The sequence below is a fragment of the Bacillus sp. DX3.1 genome (assembly GCF_030292155.1).
Classification (GTDB): Bacteria; Bacillota; Bacilli; order Bacillales; family Bacillaceae_G; genus Bacillus_A.
In genome coordinates this window covers 2,217,462-2,235,458 of sequence record NZ_CP128153.1, presented here as the reverse complement: position 1 = coordinate 2,235,458, position 17,997 = coordinate 2,217,462, and the positions used below count along the sequence as shown (strand labels likewise).

Annotated in this window: 18 protein-coding genes, 2 pseudogenes and 1 other annotated feature; of the genes and pseudogenes, 4 read left to right on the top strand and 16 right to left on the bottom strand. The window is 35.0% G+C overall.

The window, feature by feature from the left end; genetic code table 11:
* Positions 1-114: 114 nt before the first annotated feature.
* The 3 genes from QRE67_RS10935 to QRE67_RS10925 all read right to left on the bottom strand — a co-directional run bounded on the left by QRE67_RS10935 (position 115) and on the right by QRE67_RS10925 (position 2,872).
* Positions 115-690 (bottom strand): YpjP family protein, encoded by a 576-nt coding sequence (locus tag QRE67_RS10935; protein WP_286124862.1) that lies wholly within the window; start codon positions 688-690, stop codon positions 115-117.
* Between the two features lie 279 nt (positions 691-969).
* The gene (locus QRE67_RS10930) at positions 970-2,169 is read right to left on the bottom strand and encodes an ABC transporter permease (protein WP_286124861.1); all 1,200 of its coding nucleotides are present in this window, start codon (positions 2,167-2,169) and stop codon (positions 970-972) included.
* Complete coding sequence (locus QRE67_RS10925) at positions 2,147-2,872, bottom strand: ABC transporter ATP-binding protein (RefSeq protein WP_286125252.1); 726 nt, start codon at positions 2,870-2,872, stop codon at positions 2,147-2,149. Before QRE67_RS10925 ends, QRE67_RS10930 begins: the two co-directional genes overlap by 23 nt.
* A 190-nt stretch (positions 2,873-3,062) precedes the next feature.
* Between QRE67_RS10925 and QRE67_RS10920 the strand changes: the two genes are divergently transcribed.
* Positions 3,063-3,494: a GNAT family N-acetyltransferase gene (locus QRE67_RS10920; RefSeq protein WP_286124860.1), complete on the top strand. Its 432-nt coding sequence runs from the start codon at positions 3,063-3,065 to the stop codon at positions 3,492-3,494.
* A 35-nt stretch (positions 3,495-3,529) separates the two neighbouring features.
* Positions 3,530-4,069, top strand: a complete 540-nt coding sequence (locus tag QRE67_RS10915; protein WP_286125251.1) for an HAD-IIIA family hydrolase — start codon at positions 3,530-3,532, stop codon at positions 4,067-4,069.
* Between the two features lie 328 nt (positions 4,070-4,397).
* Here the strand turns inward: QRE67_RS10915 and QRE67_RS10910 are convergent, their stop codons facing one another.
* From QRE67_RS10910 to QRE67_RS10885, 6 genes and pseudogenes are all read right to left on the bottom strand, one after another.
* Complete coding sequence (locus QRE67_RS10910; RefSeq protein ID WP_286124859.1) at positions 4,398-4,838, bottom strand: GNAT family N-acetyltransferase; 441 nt, start codon at positions 4,836-4,838, stop codon at positions 4,398-4,400.
* Positions 4,835-5,245 (bottom strand): annotated as a pseudogene (locus QRE67_RS10905) (SAM-dependent methyltransferase); the annotation flags it as partial. The gene QRE67_RS10910 and the pseudogene QRE67_RS10905, both read right to left, overlap by 4 nt.
* 353 nt (positions 5,246-5,598) lie before the next feature.
* Positions 5,599-7,038 carry a GntP family permease gene (locus tag QRE67_RS10900; protein WP_286124858.1) on the bottom strand — a complete coding sequence of 480 codons (1,440 nt, stop codon included), beginning with the start codon at positions 7,036-7,038 and terminating at the stop codon, positions 5,599-5,601.
* A 133-nt stretch (positions 7,039-7,171) separates the two neighbouring features.
* Positions 7,172-8,368 (bottom strand): iron-containing alcohol dehydrogenase, encoded by a 1,197-nt coding sequence (locus QRE67_RS10895; protein WP_286124857.1) that lies wholly within the window; start codon positions 8,366-8,368, stop codon positions 7,172-7,174.
* Between the two features lie 126 nt (positions 8,369-8,494).
* Positions 8,495-9,934 (bottom strand): GntP family permease, encoded by a 1,440-nt coding sequence (locus tag QRE67_RS10890; RefSeq protein WP_286124856.1) that lies wholly within the window; start codon positions 9,932-9,934, stop codon positions 8,495-8,497.
* 327 nt (positions 9,935-10,261) lie between these two features.
* Positions 10,262-10,387 (bottom strand): annotated as a pseudogene (locus tag QRE67_RS10885) (HAD family hydrolase); the annotation flags it as partial.
* Between the two features lie 10 nt (positions 10,388-10,397).
* Here QRE67_RS10885 and QRE67_RS10880 point away from each other — a divergent pair.
* Both QRE67_RS10880 and QRE67_RS10875 read left to right on the top strand, forming a co-directional pair.
* A complete protein-coding gene (locus QRE67_RS10880) occupies positions 10,398-10,742 on the top strand; it encodes a phosphotransferase (protein ID WP_286124855.1) in 345 nt (114 codons plus the stop codon).
* Between the two features lie 58 nt (positions 10,743-10,800).
* Entirely contained in the window at positions 10,801-11,376 is a 576-nt protein-coding gene (locus QRE67_RS10875) for a nucleotidyltransferase family protein (RefSeq protein WP_286124854.1), read from the top strand.
* A gap of 75 nt (positions 11,377-11,451) precedes the next feature.
* On the opposite strand, the gene QRE67_RS10870 is transcribed toward QRE67_RS10875, so the two are convergent.
* The 7 genes from QRE67_RS10870 to QRE67_RS10840 form a co-directional block, all read right to left on the bottom strand.
* Complete coding sequence (locus tag QRE67_RS10870; protein ID WP_286124853.1) at positions 11,452-12,372, bottom strand: alpha/beta fold hydrolase; 921 nt, start codon at positions 12,370-12,372, stop codon at positions 11,452-11,454.
* Between the two features lie 126 nt (positions 12,373-12,498).
* A complete protein-coding gene (locus QRE67_RS10865; protein ID WP_286124852.1) occupies positions 12,499-13,839 on the bottom strand; it encodes a sodium-dependent transporter in 1,341 nt (446 codons plus the stop codon).
* 118 nt (positions 13,840-13,957) lie between these two features.
* Positions 13,958-14,207: a binding site (T-box leader), on the bottom strand.
* Positions 14,208-14,281: 74 nt separating this feature from the next.
* Positions 14,282-14,800: a hypothetical protein gene (locus QRE67_RS10860; protein WP_286124851.1), complete on the bottom strand. Its 519-nt coding sequence runs from the start codon at positions 14,798-14,800 to the stop codon at positions 14,282-14,284.
* Positions 14,801-15,108: 308 nt separating this feature from the next.
* Positions 15,109-15,396 carry a hypothetical protein gene (locus QRE67_RS10855; RefSeq protein WP_286124850.1) on the bottom strand — a complete coding sequence of 96 codons (288 nt, stop codon included), beginning with the start codon at positions 15,394-15,396 and terminating at the stop codon, positions 15,109-15,111.
* A gap of 979 nt (positions 15,397-16,375) precedes the next feature.
* Positions 16,376-16,846, bottom strand: a complete 471-nt coding sequence (locus QRE67_RS10850; RefSeq protein ID WP_286124849.1) for an SMI1/KNR4 family protein — start codon at positions 16,844-16,846, stop codon at positions 16,376-16,378.
* 33 nt (positions 16,847-16,879) lie between these two features.
* On the bottom strand, positions 16,880-17,308 hold the full coding sequence (locus tag QRE67_RS10845; protein ID WP_286124848.1) for an SMI1/KNR4 family protein: 429 nt from the start codon (positions 17,306-17,308) through the stop codon (positions 16,880-16,882).
* 130 nt (positions 17,309-17,438) lie between these two features.
* Entirely contained in the window at positions 17,439-17,981 is a 543-nt protein-coding gene (locus QRE67_RS10840; RefSeq protein ID WP_286124847.1) for a hypothetical protein, read from the bottom strand.
* Positions 17,982-17,997 lie beyond the last annotated feature (16 nt).

Genomic DNA, 17,997 nt, shown 5'->3' with positions numbered 1-17,997 from the left:
TATGTACATGAAAAAGTTCTCTTTATACATTCTTATCCTTTCCCATATAACTTCTTAAGTAAGTGCTGTATTTTACAAAAAAAGAACAAGGAATATTTCCCTGTTCTTTCTGCATTAAGACAACCATTGCGGTGGTGTATTTGTATTCCAATAAATATTTCCTAGTTCATGATGTCCTGTAAATCCATCATCGTAACGATGATAATGGAAATTAAAATAATATCCATCTTGCGGTGGGTGATCCCGCCTTACATGGAAACGAAGTAAGTCGCTTCCTGTTTTTGTATCATACACGTGAAAAATTTTTTCGTTGTTACCACCTGCTGGCCTTTGTGAAATTGCTAATGATTGTAAAGAACCTTCTGGTACATCAGTTGCAAGTTCTTCAATTGCCTCTTCTATTTTAGGTAAAATAATATCTTTAAATTCATCTTCAATTACAGGTCCAATTTTAGATCCAAATTTCCGCATCGATTGTCTCTCAGCTTCCTGCATTGCATAGGTGAGAAAATCATTCGCTGTTAGCTCTTCGTTTTTGTCTTCATACGTATATGACGTCTGCTCTAGATTTTGCTGTCTTGTAGGCTTGTCCGCTTTTGCATTATCAAGCAAAATAGAAGGAGGCGTCACTAAGCCAAACGTAAATACAGTAATTAATGTGACTAACGTCTTTTTAAACCAATTTGGCATTTTATTCTCTCCTCTTTCACTACTTATATTCTCATAACCGTTGTTGTTTCTTCTATTATACAAAATGATGTTAATTTTTGCACTTTACAAATTTGTTAACGTTCACATTTTTTTCATTTGAATACGTAATAGTAAGATTTCATATAATAGGAACATACGTATAGTGAGGAGGAATTTCGTTGAGCCTTGATGTTATTTACTCCATCGTGAGCATTGTTGTTCTCTTATATTTTATTCATCAATCGATTACGGACTAAAAAGAGCCATTGTGGCTCTTTTTTAGGGTATAAATACAATCCATCCTACTAGAATCACCAATATGATCCCAATGATTATTGCCGGAAGTAAATAAAACTGTGCAAGTATAACCGTTCCATAAATGAAAAGGGCTGGAAGAAATAAATACTGACTAGATTTCCATCTTAACCACACCAACCTGCCTTCATTACAATACAATTGAAGAAACATTTTTTTCGTAAATTCACTCCAACGATCACGTGAATAACGAGCAATTGCAAACAAGGAAAATACGAGAATAATGGAAGTTATCCACCATGGTGTCCGTGTAATAGCCAATGCACTTATAAGCACAATTCGAATATAAAAACCCAAAGAATTTCCCGTACGAAAATATTCTTTTAAAAAGGATTCTACAATGCGCGAATCGGATTTACGTCCTAAAATCCGTTTTGAGCGCGGGAAAACCCATGGCTTTGAAGTAGTATTACTTGGTTTTATTACATGTCCACCAAACTGCATGATATCCATCGTCCAACGCATACTCTCTGCCTTTTCCTTTTCAACTTCTTTAAAAAAGAAACGCTGATAATTCATTTTTTTCTTTATCAATGCTACACTAATTAAAATAAATATAACGATAAATGGTATTGAACAAATTGGATTTTTGAAAACGAAAAACATACCACTTCCAAAACAAATTAAACCAATTAAAAATAGCATATTCTTTACAATCCATAACACCCAACGCTTTCCTATTCGCACATCGACATATCGTACCAATAGGGATACCATACATCGAAAAACAGTGAAAAATAGCCAAAATAACAATACTTGAAGTATAGATGCATCCATGTTTTTTAGAAAAACAGGTAGCATAGCCATTGTCACAATTACATTTGTTATGCTAATGCGAACAAATGTATACATTGTCCCATACCTCATCAGTTTTTTCATATGAGAAGGATGCTGAATTAAAAACAAACTATCTGCTTGCTCAAAGAATGAACGCGTTCCTCTTGAGAATGTAACAAAATAAAAAACGAGTAAACCAAGTGAAAAGTAGATTGTTTCTTCTACGGATAGCTCTTTCGTCCATAACGAGCGGTAATAAATGCCGCTAAATACAAGCGCTGGTATGATGATATATAAAGCTACTGTCCAATCCGTAACAGAACGAATCGATTTCCATTTCATATGAAATTCGTAAAATAGACGTTTATAAAATTGCTTTTTTATCATCTTGTTCCCGCCTTACAATCGCATCAAAGTAATCTAATAGTGAACTTTCTGGCATATTTGCTAGTGATTGAATGGTTTGTAAATCGCCGTTCGCTAATAGTGTACCTTCTGAAATGAGTAAAAAACGCTCACATATTCTTTCCGCTGTATCTAACACGTGTGTACAAAGTAAAATGCCAGCCCCTCGTTCTTTCTCTTTATATAGGAAAGTTAAAAATTCTCGCGTTGCAACTGGATCTAATCCGATAAATGGCTCATCAATAATATAAAAATCTGATTTTGTTAAAAAAGCCAAAATCAGCATCGACTTCTGTTTCATTCCTTTTGAAAACTTCGATAAGTATTCATGTATATGATTCTCCATTCGGAACGTACGTAATAACTCTTTCGCCTGCTCCTCCCAGCTTCCTACCTCGCATCCACGTGCAGCCATTAATAATTCAATATGCTCCCATAACGTTAAATAATCATAATACGTTGGATTTTCCGGTACATAGACATACGGGTTTTCTTTATCACCGAAAGAAACGGTCCCATCCATATGAGAAAGCAGACCTAATATGGATTTTATAGTGGTACTCTTTCCTGCTCCATTCGCACCTATAAGAGCAACGAGCTCGCCTTTCTCAACCGAAAATGCTATGTTTTGTATCGTTGTTTGACCAGCTTCATAGCCTGCCGAGCAAATATTTACTTCTAGCACATTCATTCCCCACTTTCTAAACACTTACAATAATCACCAGGAAAATCATAACATATTTTTCTTCTAAACTAACATTTTTACATCTAGTTAAATAAATATTCATATTTATTTGCAGGAAAACATATATTTTAACAGAATATTTAATGTTTGGAGTTATTGAAAACATACCTTTACATATGGAGATGATTTTATGACACCGCACATTCGAACAGCAACCGAAAAGGATATAGAAGCACTATGTTCCCTTACAAAAGAGCTAAAAGGCTCAAACATTTCACAAGCTGATATGCAAAACCGTTTGCAGTTTGTCGCAATGAGCCCTTTTGATTTCCTCTATGTATATGAAGAAGATTCTTCTATATTTGGATTACTTGGATTCCGAATACGTGAAAATCTCGAAGATGTGACGCGGTATGGAGAGATTTCTATTATTAGCGTTGATTCTACAGCTCGCCGAAAAGGAATTGGACAAATTTTAATGGACTATGCAGAACAATTAGCAAAAGAACAGAACTGTATTGGGACATGGCTTGTTAGTGGTACACACCGCAAAGAAGCTCATCCCTTCTATCAAAAATTAGGCTATGAAGTAAACGGATATCGATTTGTAAAATACTTTTAATAGACCTACTGAAAGGAACTTCCCCTATGACAAATATACAAAACATAGAAGCTATTTTTATTGACCGTGATGGAACAATTGGAGGAGACGCAACTGTGCATTATCCAGGAGAGTTCGAGCTGTTCTCTTATACAAAAGGCGCGTTAGATGCATTAAAAGAGCAAAGCATAAAACTCTTCTCCTTTACAAATCAACCAGGTATTGCCGATGGAAAAGCAAGCGCAGAAGATTTTAGACAAGAGTTACAAGCATTTGGTTTTGATGATATATATCTTTGCCCACATCGACATGGAGATGGCTGTCAGTGCCGTAAACCAAGTACTGGTATGCTTCTGCAAGCAGCAGAAAAATATAATCTAGACTTAACAAAATGTATCGTTATCGGTGATCGTTGGACTGATATTGTCGCTGGTGCCAATGTTAAAGCGACAACAATATTAGTTCAAACTGGCGCTGGTCATGACGCATTACATACATATCGCGACAAGTGGGCACATATTGAACCAAATTATATCGCAGAGAACTTTCAAGATGCTGTTACTTGGATACTGAGACAAGAAAAAGCAATGCTATAAAAATAGCATTGCTTTTTCTCTACTACTAGCAATCACAAATAAAGTGAAACTTTGATCAGTGGGAGTCTTTATCTCCCACTGATTATTAGCCCTCACCAATCGGGCTTTTACGGGCAATTATCCCCCATCTATATAAATCCATTTTGATTTTTCGACATATAGCCGCGGCTATAGATAACAAAGAGTTACCCGCACTCGTTTTCCCTCTTTATTTTCACTTCGCATGGGGCAGGAAAAAGATCTGACCGCTTCTTTTTAGGCCGGATGCTCTCTCCCACCTAAAAAGAAGGGTTTTATGTCGGTTTTTTAATTTGTATTTATATAGATTTTAGAAAGTTAGTTCATAATGAAAATAATGATTGTCTCTCATATAACCATTTTCAGCATATAATCGTTGTGCTGCAATATTATCTATTTCTGTCTGCAATTTCAATCCTTTTGCACCATTTTCTAAGGCGAAATTCCTAGCTGCTTCTAATAGTTTCTTTCCAATACCTGATCCTCGATTACCTTCTTGTACAAATAAATCATTCAATATCCATAGTTCTTTCATTGAAATAGAAGAAAAAGAAGGATATAATTGCGTAAATCCAAGGTACTCTCCATCTTCTACGGCTACAAAAATCACTGATTCATTATGCTCTATACGCTTACGTAAAAATGTTTTTGCTGCTTCAACATTCGATTCTTGTCTATAAAATGTACGATAATTATTGAATACGGATGCTACTCCTTCTAAATCTTCAATCGTTGCTTCATATATCTTCACTTTTCTTCGCTCCCTTTCCAATACTGTTTCATAAGATCTGTCGCCCAATCTGGTTGTATAATTGCTTCAGTTGGTACAAATTCTTTCATAACTGGCTTTATATCTAAAATAGGGGTTCCATTAATTGCATCTAGTCCTTCTACCACAATACATTTTCCTTCTCGCCTTACTACTTTCACAATCGTCGCTCCTAATCTATTTGGACGATTTTTTCCTCTTTGTGCAAAAATACCAACTTTCGGATACATTTTATTATTTCGAGGATGTCTAGCAATATATTGAATTTGTTCCTCTGTAACTTTATGAAAATAAAAAATTACTTCAATATGAGAAAAGCTTTCAATCCCAGCTATACTTTCTTCTGCAAAAGAATCCGTTAACTCAATAACAGATTGCACCTCTCCCCATAAAGTGAAACTTTAATCAGTGGGGGGTTTTCTTCATCCCCCACTGATTATTAGTTGAACCAATCGGGCTTTTATGGGCAGTTTATCCCCCACCTATCTTCTTTGGTTTCCTTAGAATCTTGAGGTGGGGGTATTACTGCCCGTTAATGCGGGATAAATCATCTTCTAGCTTAATTCTTTCATTATGTACAAAGGCGATAGGTTGTAGTGAAAACATAATACTCCCCCTTTTTTGTAACCACTTACATTATAAAATATTTTCTGAACATTTTCTATCTATAACCCTCAGTTGTTTACATAATAATATTATGAAAGTAAAAAAGAAGAGAGTTTTCTCTCTTCTTTTTTACTTTCTATACAAGCCCTGTCAAACTATACACGCCAATCACAACGAAAACAGCTACTGTTTTAATAATCGTAATCGCAAAAATATCACGATACGATTGTTTGTGTGTTAATCCTGTTACCGCTAATAATGTAATAACCGCACCGTTATGCGGTAATGTATCCATTCCCCCAGATGCCATTGCAATAACCCTATGCATGACTTCAAATGGAATATTATACTGCTCAGCTGCAGCGATATACTTCTCTGACATTGCACTTAACGCAATGCCCATCCCCCCTGAGGCTGATCCAGTTATTCCCGCAAGAACGTTTGTCGTAACAGCTCCGTTTACAAGTGGATTTGTAAACGTTGTAGAAATACTGTCTCGAATAACTCCAAATCCTGGAAGCGCTGCAATTACTCCACCAAAACCATATTCTGCCCCTGTATTCATCGCTGCTAACAGAGCACCACCAATGCTTGCATTTAACCCCGCTTGAAACCCTGTGAATAAACGTTTCCAATTTAATATAATTGTCGTTATAATTCCCATTAAAAGTGCTAGTTCTACAGACCATACACCAAGTACTCCTGACAGTTCCACTTTTCCAAAAGTTTTTAATCCAATAGATGAAAAGTCAAATCCATTTGGATACCACGTTGGAATGGCCACTGTAAACACCTTATTCATAACGCCTACTAAAACGAGCGGTACGAAAGCAAGCACTTGACGAAGTGGTGTAATTTCAGCAGCTTGAATAGACTGCTTTACTTGTTGCCCTGGCTCAACTGATGCTGCCATTTCTGGATTCTCATCTTCAAAACTGTAATACCCTTCTCCGCTTGCTTCCGCTTTTCGACGACGACTTTCTAAATACAACATACCAATAAGAAAAACAAAGATTGCTCCAATAATTCCAAGAAAGGGAGCAGCATAAATATCTGTTTTAAAAAATGGCGTTGGAATAACATTTTGAATTTGTGGTGTTCCGGGAAGCGCATCCATCGTAAACGTCATCGCCCCAAGGGCAATTGTTCCTGGAATAAGACGCTTCGGAATATTTGCTTCCCGAAATAGATTAGCTGCAAATGGATACACTGCAAAGGCAACAACGAATAAGCTAACACCGCTATATGTTAAAATTGCACCCATCAGAACAATCGCTAACATAGAACGTTTCGCACCAACAACTTGAATAATTGTTTTCGCAATTGATTCTGCAATGCCTGACATTTCTACTACTTTACCAAAAATTGCACCGAGCAAGAAAACCGGAAAATATAATTTAATAAAGCCGACCATTTTTTCCATAAAAATATTTGAGAAAAATGGTAACACATGACTCGTTTCTGTTAATAAAACGGCAAATAACGCACAAATCGGAGCAAATAAAATAACGGAAAACCCTCTGTACGCAACAAACATAAGCATACTAAGTGCCAATAAAATGATGACTAATTCCATCCGTTCTTCCTCCTTTCATTTCCATGGAAATATTTAAAGAATTTTCTGATTTTTATTAACCTTATTTCCCTTTGTGAATGAAACACAGTAATTCCCCCTACGCCGCTATCTTTTCGTTTGCTGTCCTCCTTCCTTATACAATGCTTGTAGAATCTTCATGGCGATAATCATAACAAATACGATATAACTTTATAACTTCGTGATACGATGGAATCCGCGGGTTATTACTTGGACTACCACTAGCAAGCGCATCTTTTGCCATTTTCGAAATGACATGTTCAAATTCCGTTTGCTGTATCCCATATTCCCGTAAATTAGGAATATGAAGATCGGAACAGAGTTGCTTTACCTCTTTTACCGCAAGATTTGCAAGTTCCTCTTCTGACAACGTTTTCAAATCTGGACAGATTACTCGACCAATTTCTGCAAGTCTCTTCACTGTACAATCTTTCGTAAATTCCAATATAGCAGGTAGTAACATCGCATTTGAAATTCCATGTGGAACATGAAACATCGCTCCAATCGGGCGAGACATACCGTGAACTAATGTGACGGATGCATTCGTAAATGCTACACCTGCTTGCAAAGAAGCAATCATCATCGCTTCCCTTGCTTCCATATGATCTCCATCTTCATATGCGATGCGAAGATATTTCATAATTGTTCCAATTGCTGCAAGTGCGAGTACATCCGTAAGCGGTTGTGCAAACCGTGAAATATATGCTTCAATCGCATGACATAATGCATCTATTCCTGTTGCTGCAGTCATATAAGGTGGAACAGAACGTGTAAGTAATGGATCGATAATCGCTACTTGTGGAGTAAAACATGGATGTTTCATCATCATTTTTATATTTGTCACTGTATTTGTAATGACAGTGACACTTGTAACTTCTGAACCTGTACCAGAAGTTGTTGGGATAGCAATAAGCGGTAATGGAGATTTTTCTACTATAATCTGATTTTGAGCATAATTTTCAATCTCCCCCCCATTTGTATACAGCACAGCAACAGCTTTTGCGGCATCAATACAACTTCCTCCGCCAAGACCAATGATAAGATCACATTCTCCTTTTAAACACAGTGATAGCGCTTCCGAAATATGGATGTTTGTTGGTTCTGCATTTACATTTGCATATATGATGACATCTATTTTCTTCGCTTTTAATTGTTGCACACATGCTTCAACATAACCAAGCTTCTCCATGATAGAATCACTTATTATAAAAGCTTTCTTTCCATACTGGATTGCTTGTTCTCCTAATTTCTCAAGTGAGTTCCTTCCATATAATACGGCCTTTGGCATACGAAACTCTGCTATTTCTTGCAAGACATTCCCTCCTTTTATATTAATGCTCCTTTATGATGTATACATTTTACATCATAAATTATCAATAAATATTCCACTTTAACTGGGAATTTCCTCTCTACATAAAAAATAAATGTGGGGAACCTATTAATAAATTCCTGTCATACTATAGAATGCAATAACTAAAAATACAGCAATTGTTTTTAAAACCGTAACTGCAAATATGTCACGGTACGATTGTTTATGCGTTAGCCCTGTAACTGTAAGTATGGTAATAATTGCTCCGTTATGAGGCAACGTATCCATTCCTCCTGATGCCATAGAAACAATGCGATGCATCACTTCGAGTGGAATATTGTATTGGTCTGCAGCAGCGATAAATTTATCTCCCATTGCACTTAAAACAATTCCCATTCCACCTGAGGCTGAACCTGTAATACCTGCAAGAATATTTGTCGTTACAGCACCGTTCACAAGTGGATTTGTAAACGTCGTAGAAATACTATCTCGGATAATCGCAAATCCTGGAAGTGCTGCAATTACTCCACCAAATCCAAATTCTGCTCCTGTATTCATTGTTGCAAGCAAAGCCCCTCCAATACTTGTATTTAACCCTGCTTGGAATCCTGTCACAACCCGCTTCCAATATAATAAAAGTGTCGTAATAATACCAATAATAAGCGCTAATTCTACAGACCATATACCAAGTACTCCAGACAGTTCAACCTTCCCAAATGCCTCCATTCCAATTAAAGAAAAATCAAAACCATTCGGATACCATGTTGGAATTGCCATTGTAAAAAATTTATTCATGACTCCAACTAAAATAAGTGGTACAAAAGCTATAGCCTGCTGTATTCTTGTAATCTCAACAGCTGGACGTTCGGACTTTATGTTTTGCTGTAACTCCATAGTTGCAGCCATTTCAGAATTCCCATCTTGAAATCCATAATATCCTTCCCCAGCAGCTTCTGCCTTCTTACGACGACTTTCTAAATATAATAAACCAAGTGTAAGAACAAAAATCGCCCCGAGTATCCCAAGTATTGGCGCTGCATATATATCCGTCTTAAAAAACGTTGTCGGAATAACATTTTGAATTTGCGGCGACCCAGGGAGTGCATCCATCGTAAAAGTAGCAGCTCCAAGGACAATAGTTCCTGGTATTAAACGTTTTGGAATATTCGCCTGGCGAAACAGCTTTGCCGCAAACGGATAAATAGCGAACACAACAACATAAACGCTTACACCACTATACGTTAAAACAGCACCCATCAATACAATTGCCAAAATCGTCCGTTTTTCACCCACTAATTCAATAATTGTTTTCGCAATTGAATCCGCAATACCTGACATTTCTACTACTTTACCAAAAATAGCCCCGAGCAAGAAAACAGGGAAATATAACTTAATAAAACCTACCATCTTTTCCATAAAAATGTTTGAGAAGAATGGTAAAACAAAACTAGGTTCTGTTAAAAATACAGCAAACAGTGCAAAAATCGGTGCAAATAAAATAACGGAAAACCCTCTGTATGCAACGAACATGAGCATACTAAGTGCTAATAAAATAATGACTAACTCCAATTGTCTTCCCCCTCTTCGCACCTTATTTTTATTGAATATTCAATCTTTTTATAGCGTAACTTTTTTTGTTCTTCCATTCATTTCTAATACATTCTTATAAACAAACTTGCATATGTACAATATTTGTCGAACGAATGTAATATATGTTTCTTGTGCACACATTACATTCAAATCCTGACAGATTACCTCCTTTTCTAACAAAATATGAATAATAAAAAAGCATATTTATTAATATTCTATTACATCATAAAAATCCCTTTAGGATGAACAACTTTTATACATTGTTCGTCCTAAAGGGATTTCCAATAAATTAGCTTTCTATTTACTTCACACATTTACATTCTTTTTTCCTGTATAAAAGCTTCTTAATTCTTCGACATGTTTCACAATATACGTAGCTTCGACACCCCTAAGTTCTTCTTCACTTCCGTATCCATACAAAACACCAATAGAATCCATTCATATGGATTTCCATCCTGAAAACATCATACTTGCCAATCATGGTCCTATCGTCATAGATTGGTCCACAGTAGGTGGTGGCGATCCATTTGCAGACGTAGCACGAACTGTTGTTATACTTCGACATGCCGTTCTTCCTAAAAGCATGCCCTCTTCTTTAAAAGAAGGTATCCATTCATTACGAAATGAATTTTGTAATGAATACATAGCTCAGTATTTACATTTATCGAAAGGTACATGGCAAGATATAAAGCAGTGGATATTGCCAGTTATGGCAGCAAGATTAACAGAAGGAATACCTGATGAAGAGAAAGACATACTATATTTAGAGATTTGTAAGTTCATTTAGCTATAAATCAACTCCATATAACAGTTATAAGTTGTTATACTTAAAAGGTGGGACATTGATGAAAATCAAAAACGAACAAGATATTATACAGCTTATTCAAGAAGATACATGGATGATGGAAATATTACAGACAGCAAAATCATTACATCTACCTGATTGGTGGGTTTGCGCTGGGTTTATTCGTTCAAAGATTTGGGATGTGCTTCATAACTTTAAAGTACGAACAACTTTGCCCGATATAGACATCATTTATTTTGACAGTTCAAATATTAATGAACTAGAAGAGAAAAAACTAGAAGAGCTACTTAAAAAATTGAATCCTAATATCCCATGGTCAGTAAAAAATCAGGCAAGAATGCATATCATTAATAACATGCCTCCCTATTTTTCTTCAGTAGATGCGATTTCCAAATTTCCCGAAACAGCAACTGCTCTTGGGGTTACGTTAGATGAAATGAACAATGTCGTTTTAACAGCTCCTTGTGGAATCGAAGATGTTCTCAATTTAAAAGTAACACCAACGCCACATTTCACAAAATCGAGAGAACGTGTTGATATGTATGAAGCTCGATTAAGAAAGAAAAATTGGCAAAGTATGTGGCCTAACATTACAATCTATCATACCGAAATATAACGAGTCACTTCCGCAACAAGTACATAGCAAAAAGGTTCTTCTCATTTCCAAGAAGAACCTTTTCTTTAAACAAACTCATTTCAGATAATCAATTACAATCTCCGCAAATCGATCCGCTGCTTCATAGTGCGGCGTATGCCCACTGTCTTCAAGCACGATTATTTTTCCATTTCTCACATCTCGTAAAAACGTTTCAATTTGTTTTTCGCAGGTTACTGCATCATATTTGCCAATTAGTAATAACATTTGCTGTGACACTTGTTGTAATTTTGGTAATAAAGATTGATAGACCTTCCCTTCCTCTCGCAATCTTGTGAAATGAATGTCTGAACGATGATAAAACACTTCCCATTCTTCTTCACTATACAAATTATAATCCGTTTCATCGCTAACATGAGGCGGGCAATAAATTTCCATTCGTTGTTCTTCTAATTCATCGCTTAATTCTAAATATCCCTCAAGAAGTTCTTTTGATGAAGCATTACTTTCTGATAATATTACACATTGGTTACTAAGTTCTTCTTTTCCATACTTCTTCAATAATGCTCCCGTTTTCTTCAACAATGACCTCGTTGTTAACTCAAAATCAAATGTAGGACCTTCAAAAATGATCTTATGAATTGATTGCGGATACGTTGTTGCATATAACAAAGCGAGAAATCCACCAAAGGAATGTCCAATAATTGACCATCTATCAACTTGCAATTTCTCTCTTAAGGCTTCACAGTCTTCAATAAGATCCTGTAATCCAAAAGGTTCTGTCTCAGCAATTGCCTCTGAGCGGCATACCCCTCGTTGATCTAGTGCAATAAGATAAAAGGAATCTCTTAATCGCTCAGCTTGATGAAAAGAAAAATCATAGCAACTTTCTCCAGGCCCTCCATGTAAATACAGTACTGGTGGGTTTTCAGGTGAACCATGAAGTTCAACGTACAATTCTTTTCCTCTTATGTTCATCATTTGTCCCTGTAATAACAGATCTTGTTTTGTTTCCATTCGTCTCCTCCTTATCCTATCTATATTGTTAAAATAGGAGGAGCACGAATAAGAACATGTTACATATCCGTAATAAAATGGTATATTTTCCACACCTCTTATTTCTGAATATTATAACATTTAAAGTTAAATAATCCCAATCACATTCAAAAAGACGATAATAATCGCAATTGGAGCAACAAATCGAAGCAAGAAAATCCAACATGTAAATAATGATTTTCCGTAGTTTCCACCTACAAAGAATTCAGCTTCTAGTACTTTTCTCTCCATTTTAAAGGATACGAAAATACTAATAAATAGTGCTCCAAGCGGCATTAATATATTACTAGATAAGAAATCTATTGCATCAAAAATATTTTTACCAAAGATCGTGATATCACTCCATACCCCAAATGAAAGTGCAGAGGGGATACCTACAAGGAAAATAAAGAATCCAATCATCCACGATAATTTCTTTCTTCTTTCTGGCTTTCCATTTGCTAATGCAGAAACAACTGTTTCAAGTAATGAAAATGCAGATGTTAGTGTAGCAAATGTAAATAGAGCAAGAAATACTGTTAAGAAGAGACTTCCAAATGGAATTTGACTAAAGACTGATGGCAAGACGATAAATAGTAATCCTGGCCCTTCTGTTGGCTCCATTCCTAGTGAAAATACTGCTGGAAAAATAGCAAGTCCTGCAAATAGAGAAACAAATAGGTTTAGTCCAACAATTGTTACCGCTGAACGTGGTAAACTTTCTTTTTTATTTAAGTAAGAGCTATAAGTGACCATGATAGAAATTCCAATGCTAATAGCAAAGAATGATTGTCCCATCGCAAACAAAATACTTTCTGATGTGATTTTTGAGAAGTCAGGCTGTAAGAAAAACTTCACACCTTGCATCGCACCATCAAGTGTTAACGAACGAATAATTAGTGCAACAAACAAAACGAACAGTGCTGGTAACATATATTTACTTGCTTTTTCAATTCCATTTTGTACCCCTTTTGATACAACCCAAATCGTAATAAACATAAAAGCAAAATGCCCAACAATTGCCCAAACTGGATTTCCAATTGTTTCTGTAAATAGAGAACTATAGTTTTGATGTGGTGTAATAAGTTGTCCTGTTATACCACGGAATAAGTAGATTAATACCCAGCCACCAACAACGCTATAAAAGGATAGTAGAATAAAACAAGTTCCAACACCAAGACGTCCAATCCAATGCCACCCTGTATGTGGTGCGATGCTTTTAAATGCTCCAATTGCTTGTTTTTGAGTGCTGCGCCCTATCATAAATTCAGCTACTAATAACGGAAGACCTATTAATACTGTAAACAATATAAAAATTAAAAAGAACGCTCCTCCCCCACTCTTTCCGGCAATATAAGGGAATTTCCAAATTGCTCCGAGTCCAATTGCTGATCCTGCTGCGGCCATTATAAATCCTAGTTTCGAAGTCCATTGCTCCGTCTGTTTCATCCTATTTTCCTCCTAATTAAATCATTTTATATTAATAAATAAATATTATTAACCAATCCAAATAAACCCTCCATTTCTTTCTGGATATAATAAAAAAATGGCCCAGCATCTCTTTATATAAAGAGACGCTAAGCCATTTACTTAACGCGGTACCACCCTTATTGATTCCATTATGAATCCACCTTAGTAGTAATCGTTTGATTACAAACCTGATATCGAAGGTTAATCGTTAAGATTTACTAAGAATTAGACTTCTGTTCCATCTTACTGCTCCTAGGCGAGTTCAGGATGTCATTTGACTATGTCACACCAACCCATAGCTCTCTGTACAAACACATGACCTTACTACTCCTATTCAACGCAATCTAATATTCTGAATATAACTTCTTTTGAAATTACTACGAATTATATAGGTTATATTTATGACTGTCAAGCAAGATATTTATTTTAAAGTTCGTAAAACCCTCGCATAGTATATTTTATACGAGTATGATTTTATTAATTCATAAAACAAGTCATTGATCTCTTGTTCCAATTCTTCATTAATCTCTTCACCATTTTCATCAGACAATTCAAAATTAGAATACTTCCAATCTTCTAATTCACTCCATACCACCTCCATATAAGTTATCCAATGTTTTCCGTGGTTTGATACATAAGTTGGCTCCCAACGATTAATTTTAATAGAATCCAGAAAATACTGAAGTTCAGATTCAGCCCAAAAAGGAATTCCTTCTTCAGCTATAGTACAGTCAATGTCAATTAAATCTTTCTTCTTCATTTTTACTACATCACCCGAACGATCAAAACACAGCTTACCAAATAAATTAATAAAAGGCTCTTCTGTACACTCCCACTTATACGGAATATTAGTTTGTATTACCTCATTTATTATTTTCGGTACAATTTCTTCAATTGCATCCATTTCTTCAAAATTTAAGGTTCTTATAAACTCTTCCACATTTAACATCTCCTTTTATTATTATAGATTTCAATTTCATAAATTTTTAAAAAATATAGTATCTAAGCATCAGAATATTATGCATCAATCTCCCCACTAGCTATAATAAAAACTCCCACTATTTATCTCCTTCCAATCTTGAAGTGGGAGTTTCTTGTGTATCAATCACCTTCAACAGATGCTTTACTTGCATACGATTCTTCTACTGTTTGTTTGTACAGTGATTCCTTGACGACTCGCCTTATAGATAATTATTTCAATCAATAAGCGATGTGGAATATGACAGAACGATTGATTCCTTTGTTTTCCTATATCGCTTTTTTGCTTTCACGAGATTTTTTTCTAATATTTAATTTTATGCTTGTTTTCGGAAAACAAAGGTACTTATCTTGGATTTTACATACTTGATTGGTGAATACAATTTCTTTCATAGATGATTGGATATAGGATGGAATGCGTGGTTTGCTAGTAAAAGCAGAAGGGTGTTTCTGATATACCTTGCCGGAAGCAAAGAATGATTTCCAGTTTTGATAGAGTTTTTTCATGATAGATTGGTTGGTTTGCGCTGGCAAACTGACATAATCTTGTTGTTTCATGGTTTTAAACAAACAATCTAGAAAGTGGTAAGATATGAACGATTTCCTCTTTGTAGGAAGGACAAACAGGCTGCATTTGATTTTTTTCCGTTCTGTCACAGGCTTTTTTTATGTTTTTAAAGACGCTTTTGATATGCACGAAGTTGATTGTCATTCATAATATGTGCTTGTAATGTATGGAGGAATTCTTGTTGAAGGGGTTGTAATGATTTCTCTGGGGGTAAGGCAGTATACACTTGGCGAATATAGAAGTTTGTTGTATTGTAGAGATTCTTTGCATTTGACACATTTTTTAGAAATAAGCATATAGACTGCTACCTTGCTTAATCCAAACTTGATAAGTTACATGTTCTTTTTCCTTCACCAAGGTTTTTACCTCTTTCTTCTATATCCTTATCATACTACAAAACATCCAAAAAGAACATACGTTCTAATTCAGATCGTACTATTTTACACACATCTAGTAAGACCGCAATTCCTCTCCACCTTAAACTAGGCTATGCTCTATACGTTTTGAAGATGGAGTTTTCTTTAATATTTCTAATGTGTTCTGACCACTACCCTTTAGCGATTACACCACATTTGGATTAAACTAACCGCTGCATCTTGCATTTTTGATAAAATCTTTGACTCGTTGCACTTGTTCACAGAGAAGATACTTTTTTATTTTCACAATATATGGTTTTGTGCCTTTTCTTTCAATTATACCTACCCTTTATGTTTAAAATATTTTCATCTTTTCTAGAATGAACAGGAAGTTTATAAGACGGTATATTTTCAATTAGAAATATACTGTCTTATAAAGACATCAATTTTTGCCCTCAAATTCATAAAAAGAGTACCTAAACAATATTACTTGTTCAGATACTCTTTTATATTATTTATAGATATGCTTTCAAATACAAGTAGATATTTCTTGCTCATTTTCAAAATACATTTTTACCGTTTTTTAAGTACAAAAATCTCATCGTATAACACATTAACTTTTCGGTGGAGCTTTAAGTTCATTTAGAAATGTTGAAAAATCTTTTGCAATAAATTTTATTTCTTCATCTAGTAATCCATTATCTTGTTCAAAATAATCCATATCACAATAGTAAATGTTCCCTTTTTCCTCTCCTTCAACTAATAAACAGACTAAACTTTCACCTATGCTATAACCAATAGGGAAAAAATGAGAAGGAACTACTTTCCCTAAATTATATTTATTAAACATTTCTTCTAAATTAGGTTTCGTTTCAGTAAATAAAGGAAAAAACAATACAACAGAAGATTCTACAATACCTTCTTTCCTGCCATCATTTGTAACAAACCTTCTTTTTTCTGCTTTCCCTCCATTATTCAATAATAAAAATTGTTTATACTCATCTGGTAACTTAATATTATATTTCTCCTCAAAGTTTTCAATTTCCCTTGGGCTTGTTGGAGGAAACGCATATTCAAAGTTCATATTTATTTCTCCTTCACTTTTGAAGATAGATTTTTACTCATTATATAATCCATCTAATAGCTCTGAAAATGTATGACAAATTATCTCTATAGCTGCTTCTCCTTGTTCCTCATGATCCCAAAATGCAATTGTTGGTGATAGTTTATTCTCCCGATAATCAAAACATATTAGATTTCCAAAAGGATCTCTAGCAAAAGGAATAATCCCTTCCATCTCAGGCTGTATAGGATCATAAAACATCTCTATATTCATTTCTTGACTTGTAAAACTTAATAGATCATTTATTACACCTTCTCCCCCATTTTCAAATTCAAAATTATTTGGTTCTGGATATCCGCCATTGTACTTTCTTACACATTCTTTATAATCTTTTGGGAAAATCACGCCAAAAGATTTCTCTATCTTATCTATTATTTTTTCATCCATTATTTCTTCTGTAAATAACCACTTTACTTTTTCCATGCTGTGATTCCTCCCTCTTTCCTTGATTGTTCGATTTCCTTTACAATTAACAATTCTATCTCTTAATCGCTATCCTTTTTTATACTTTTCATTCCACTGCACTAATTTCTGTGGTTTCAATTATTTTTGATTATTTTATTTCCCCAAAGTTATATAAATCACCATCATCAAACCCTGTCGCAAGTGCAACACCTTTAGGTAATCTACTCGAACTAGTCCCTACATATGTATGAATTAAAATTATAGTTGAAGCAATGGTGAGAAATAGTCCCACTTCAAAATTATCATCTAGTATTCTATACAAATTGTCATAAAGAGGTATGCTTAAATATCTCCCCTCTGGAAAGTAATCGTTATTACTTTCCCAATCTTCATCGTCACTATCCCATTCATTCGAACCGGATATATATATTTGGATACTATTTTCAATCTCATACAATCCGAAATTAAAGGCTACGATATCCTCATCCGGCTTTTCTTTAACAAGCAAATCATTTAGCCATTCCTCAAATTTATAATAGCTACGTTCTAAAAGAATTTTATAATCGCTCAGATTAAAGTTGTCGTCTATCATTGCCACATATTTTCCCATCGCTTCCTTACCGTTACTTAATGTAGGCGAATTTTCTATAAATTGATTTAATAAATGATCCACTTGCTCTAAGTCACTCACAAAATCACCAACTTCA

Bases quoted from the DNA above. Each gene is read 5' to 3' on its own strand.
- QRE67_RS10875 (WP_286124854.1), top strand. From the start codon at position 10,801: ATGAAAATCAAAAACGAACAAGATATTATACAGCTTATTCAAGAAGAT.
- QRE67_RS10855 (WP_286124850.1), bottom strand. From the start codon at position 15,396: ATGAAACAACAAGATTATGTCAGTTTGCCAGCGCAAACCAACCAATCT.
- QRE67_RS10935 (WP_286124862.1), bottom strand. From the start codon at position 690: ATGCCAAATTGGTTTAAAAAGACGTTAGTCACATTAATTACTGTATTT.
- QRE67_RS10850 (WP_286124849.1), bottom strand. From the start codon at position 16,846: ATGAACTTTGAATATGCGTTTCCTCCAACAAGCCCAAGGGAAATTGAA.
- QRE67_RS10865 (WP_286124852.1), bottom strand. From the start codon at position 13,839: ATGAAACAGACGGAGCAATGGACTTCGAAACTAGGATTTATAATGGCC.
- QRE67_RS10920 (WP_286124860.1), top strand. From the start codon at position 3,063: ATGACACCGCACATTCGAACAGCAACCGAAAAGGATATAGAAGCACTA.
- QRE67_RS10870 (WP_286124853.1), bottom strand. From the start codon at position 12,372: ATGGAAACAAAACAAGATCTGTTATTACAGGGACAAATGATGAACATA.
- QRE67_RS10930 (WP_286124861.1), bottom strand. From the start codon at position 2,169: ATGATAAAAAAGCAATTTTATAAACGTCTATTTTACGAATTTCATATG.
- QRE67_RS10880 (WP_286124855.1), top strand. From the start codon at position 10,398: ATGGATTTCCATCCTGAAAACATCATACTTGCCAATCATGGTCCTATC.
- QRE67_RS10900 (WP_286124858.1), bottom strand. From the start codon at position 7,038: ATGGAATTAGTCATCATTTTATTGGCACTTAGTATGCTTATGTTTGTT.
- QRE67_RS10845 (WP_286124848.1), bottom strand. From the start codon at position 17,308: ATGGAAAAAGTAAAGTGGTTATTTACAGAAGAAATAATGGATGAAAAA.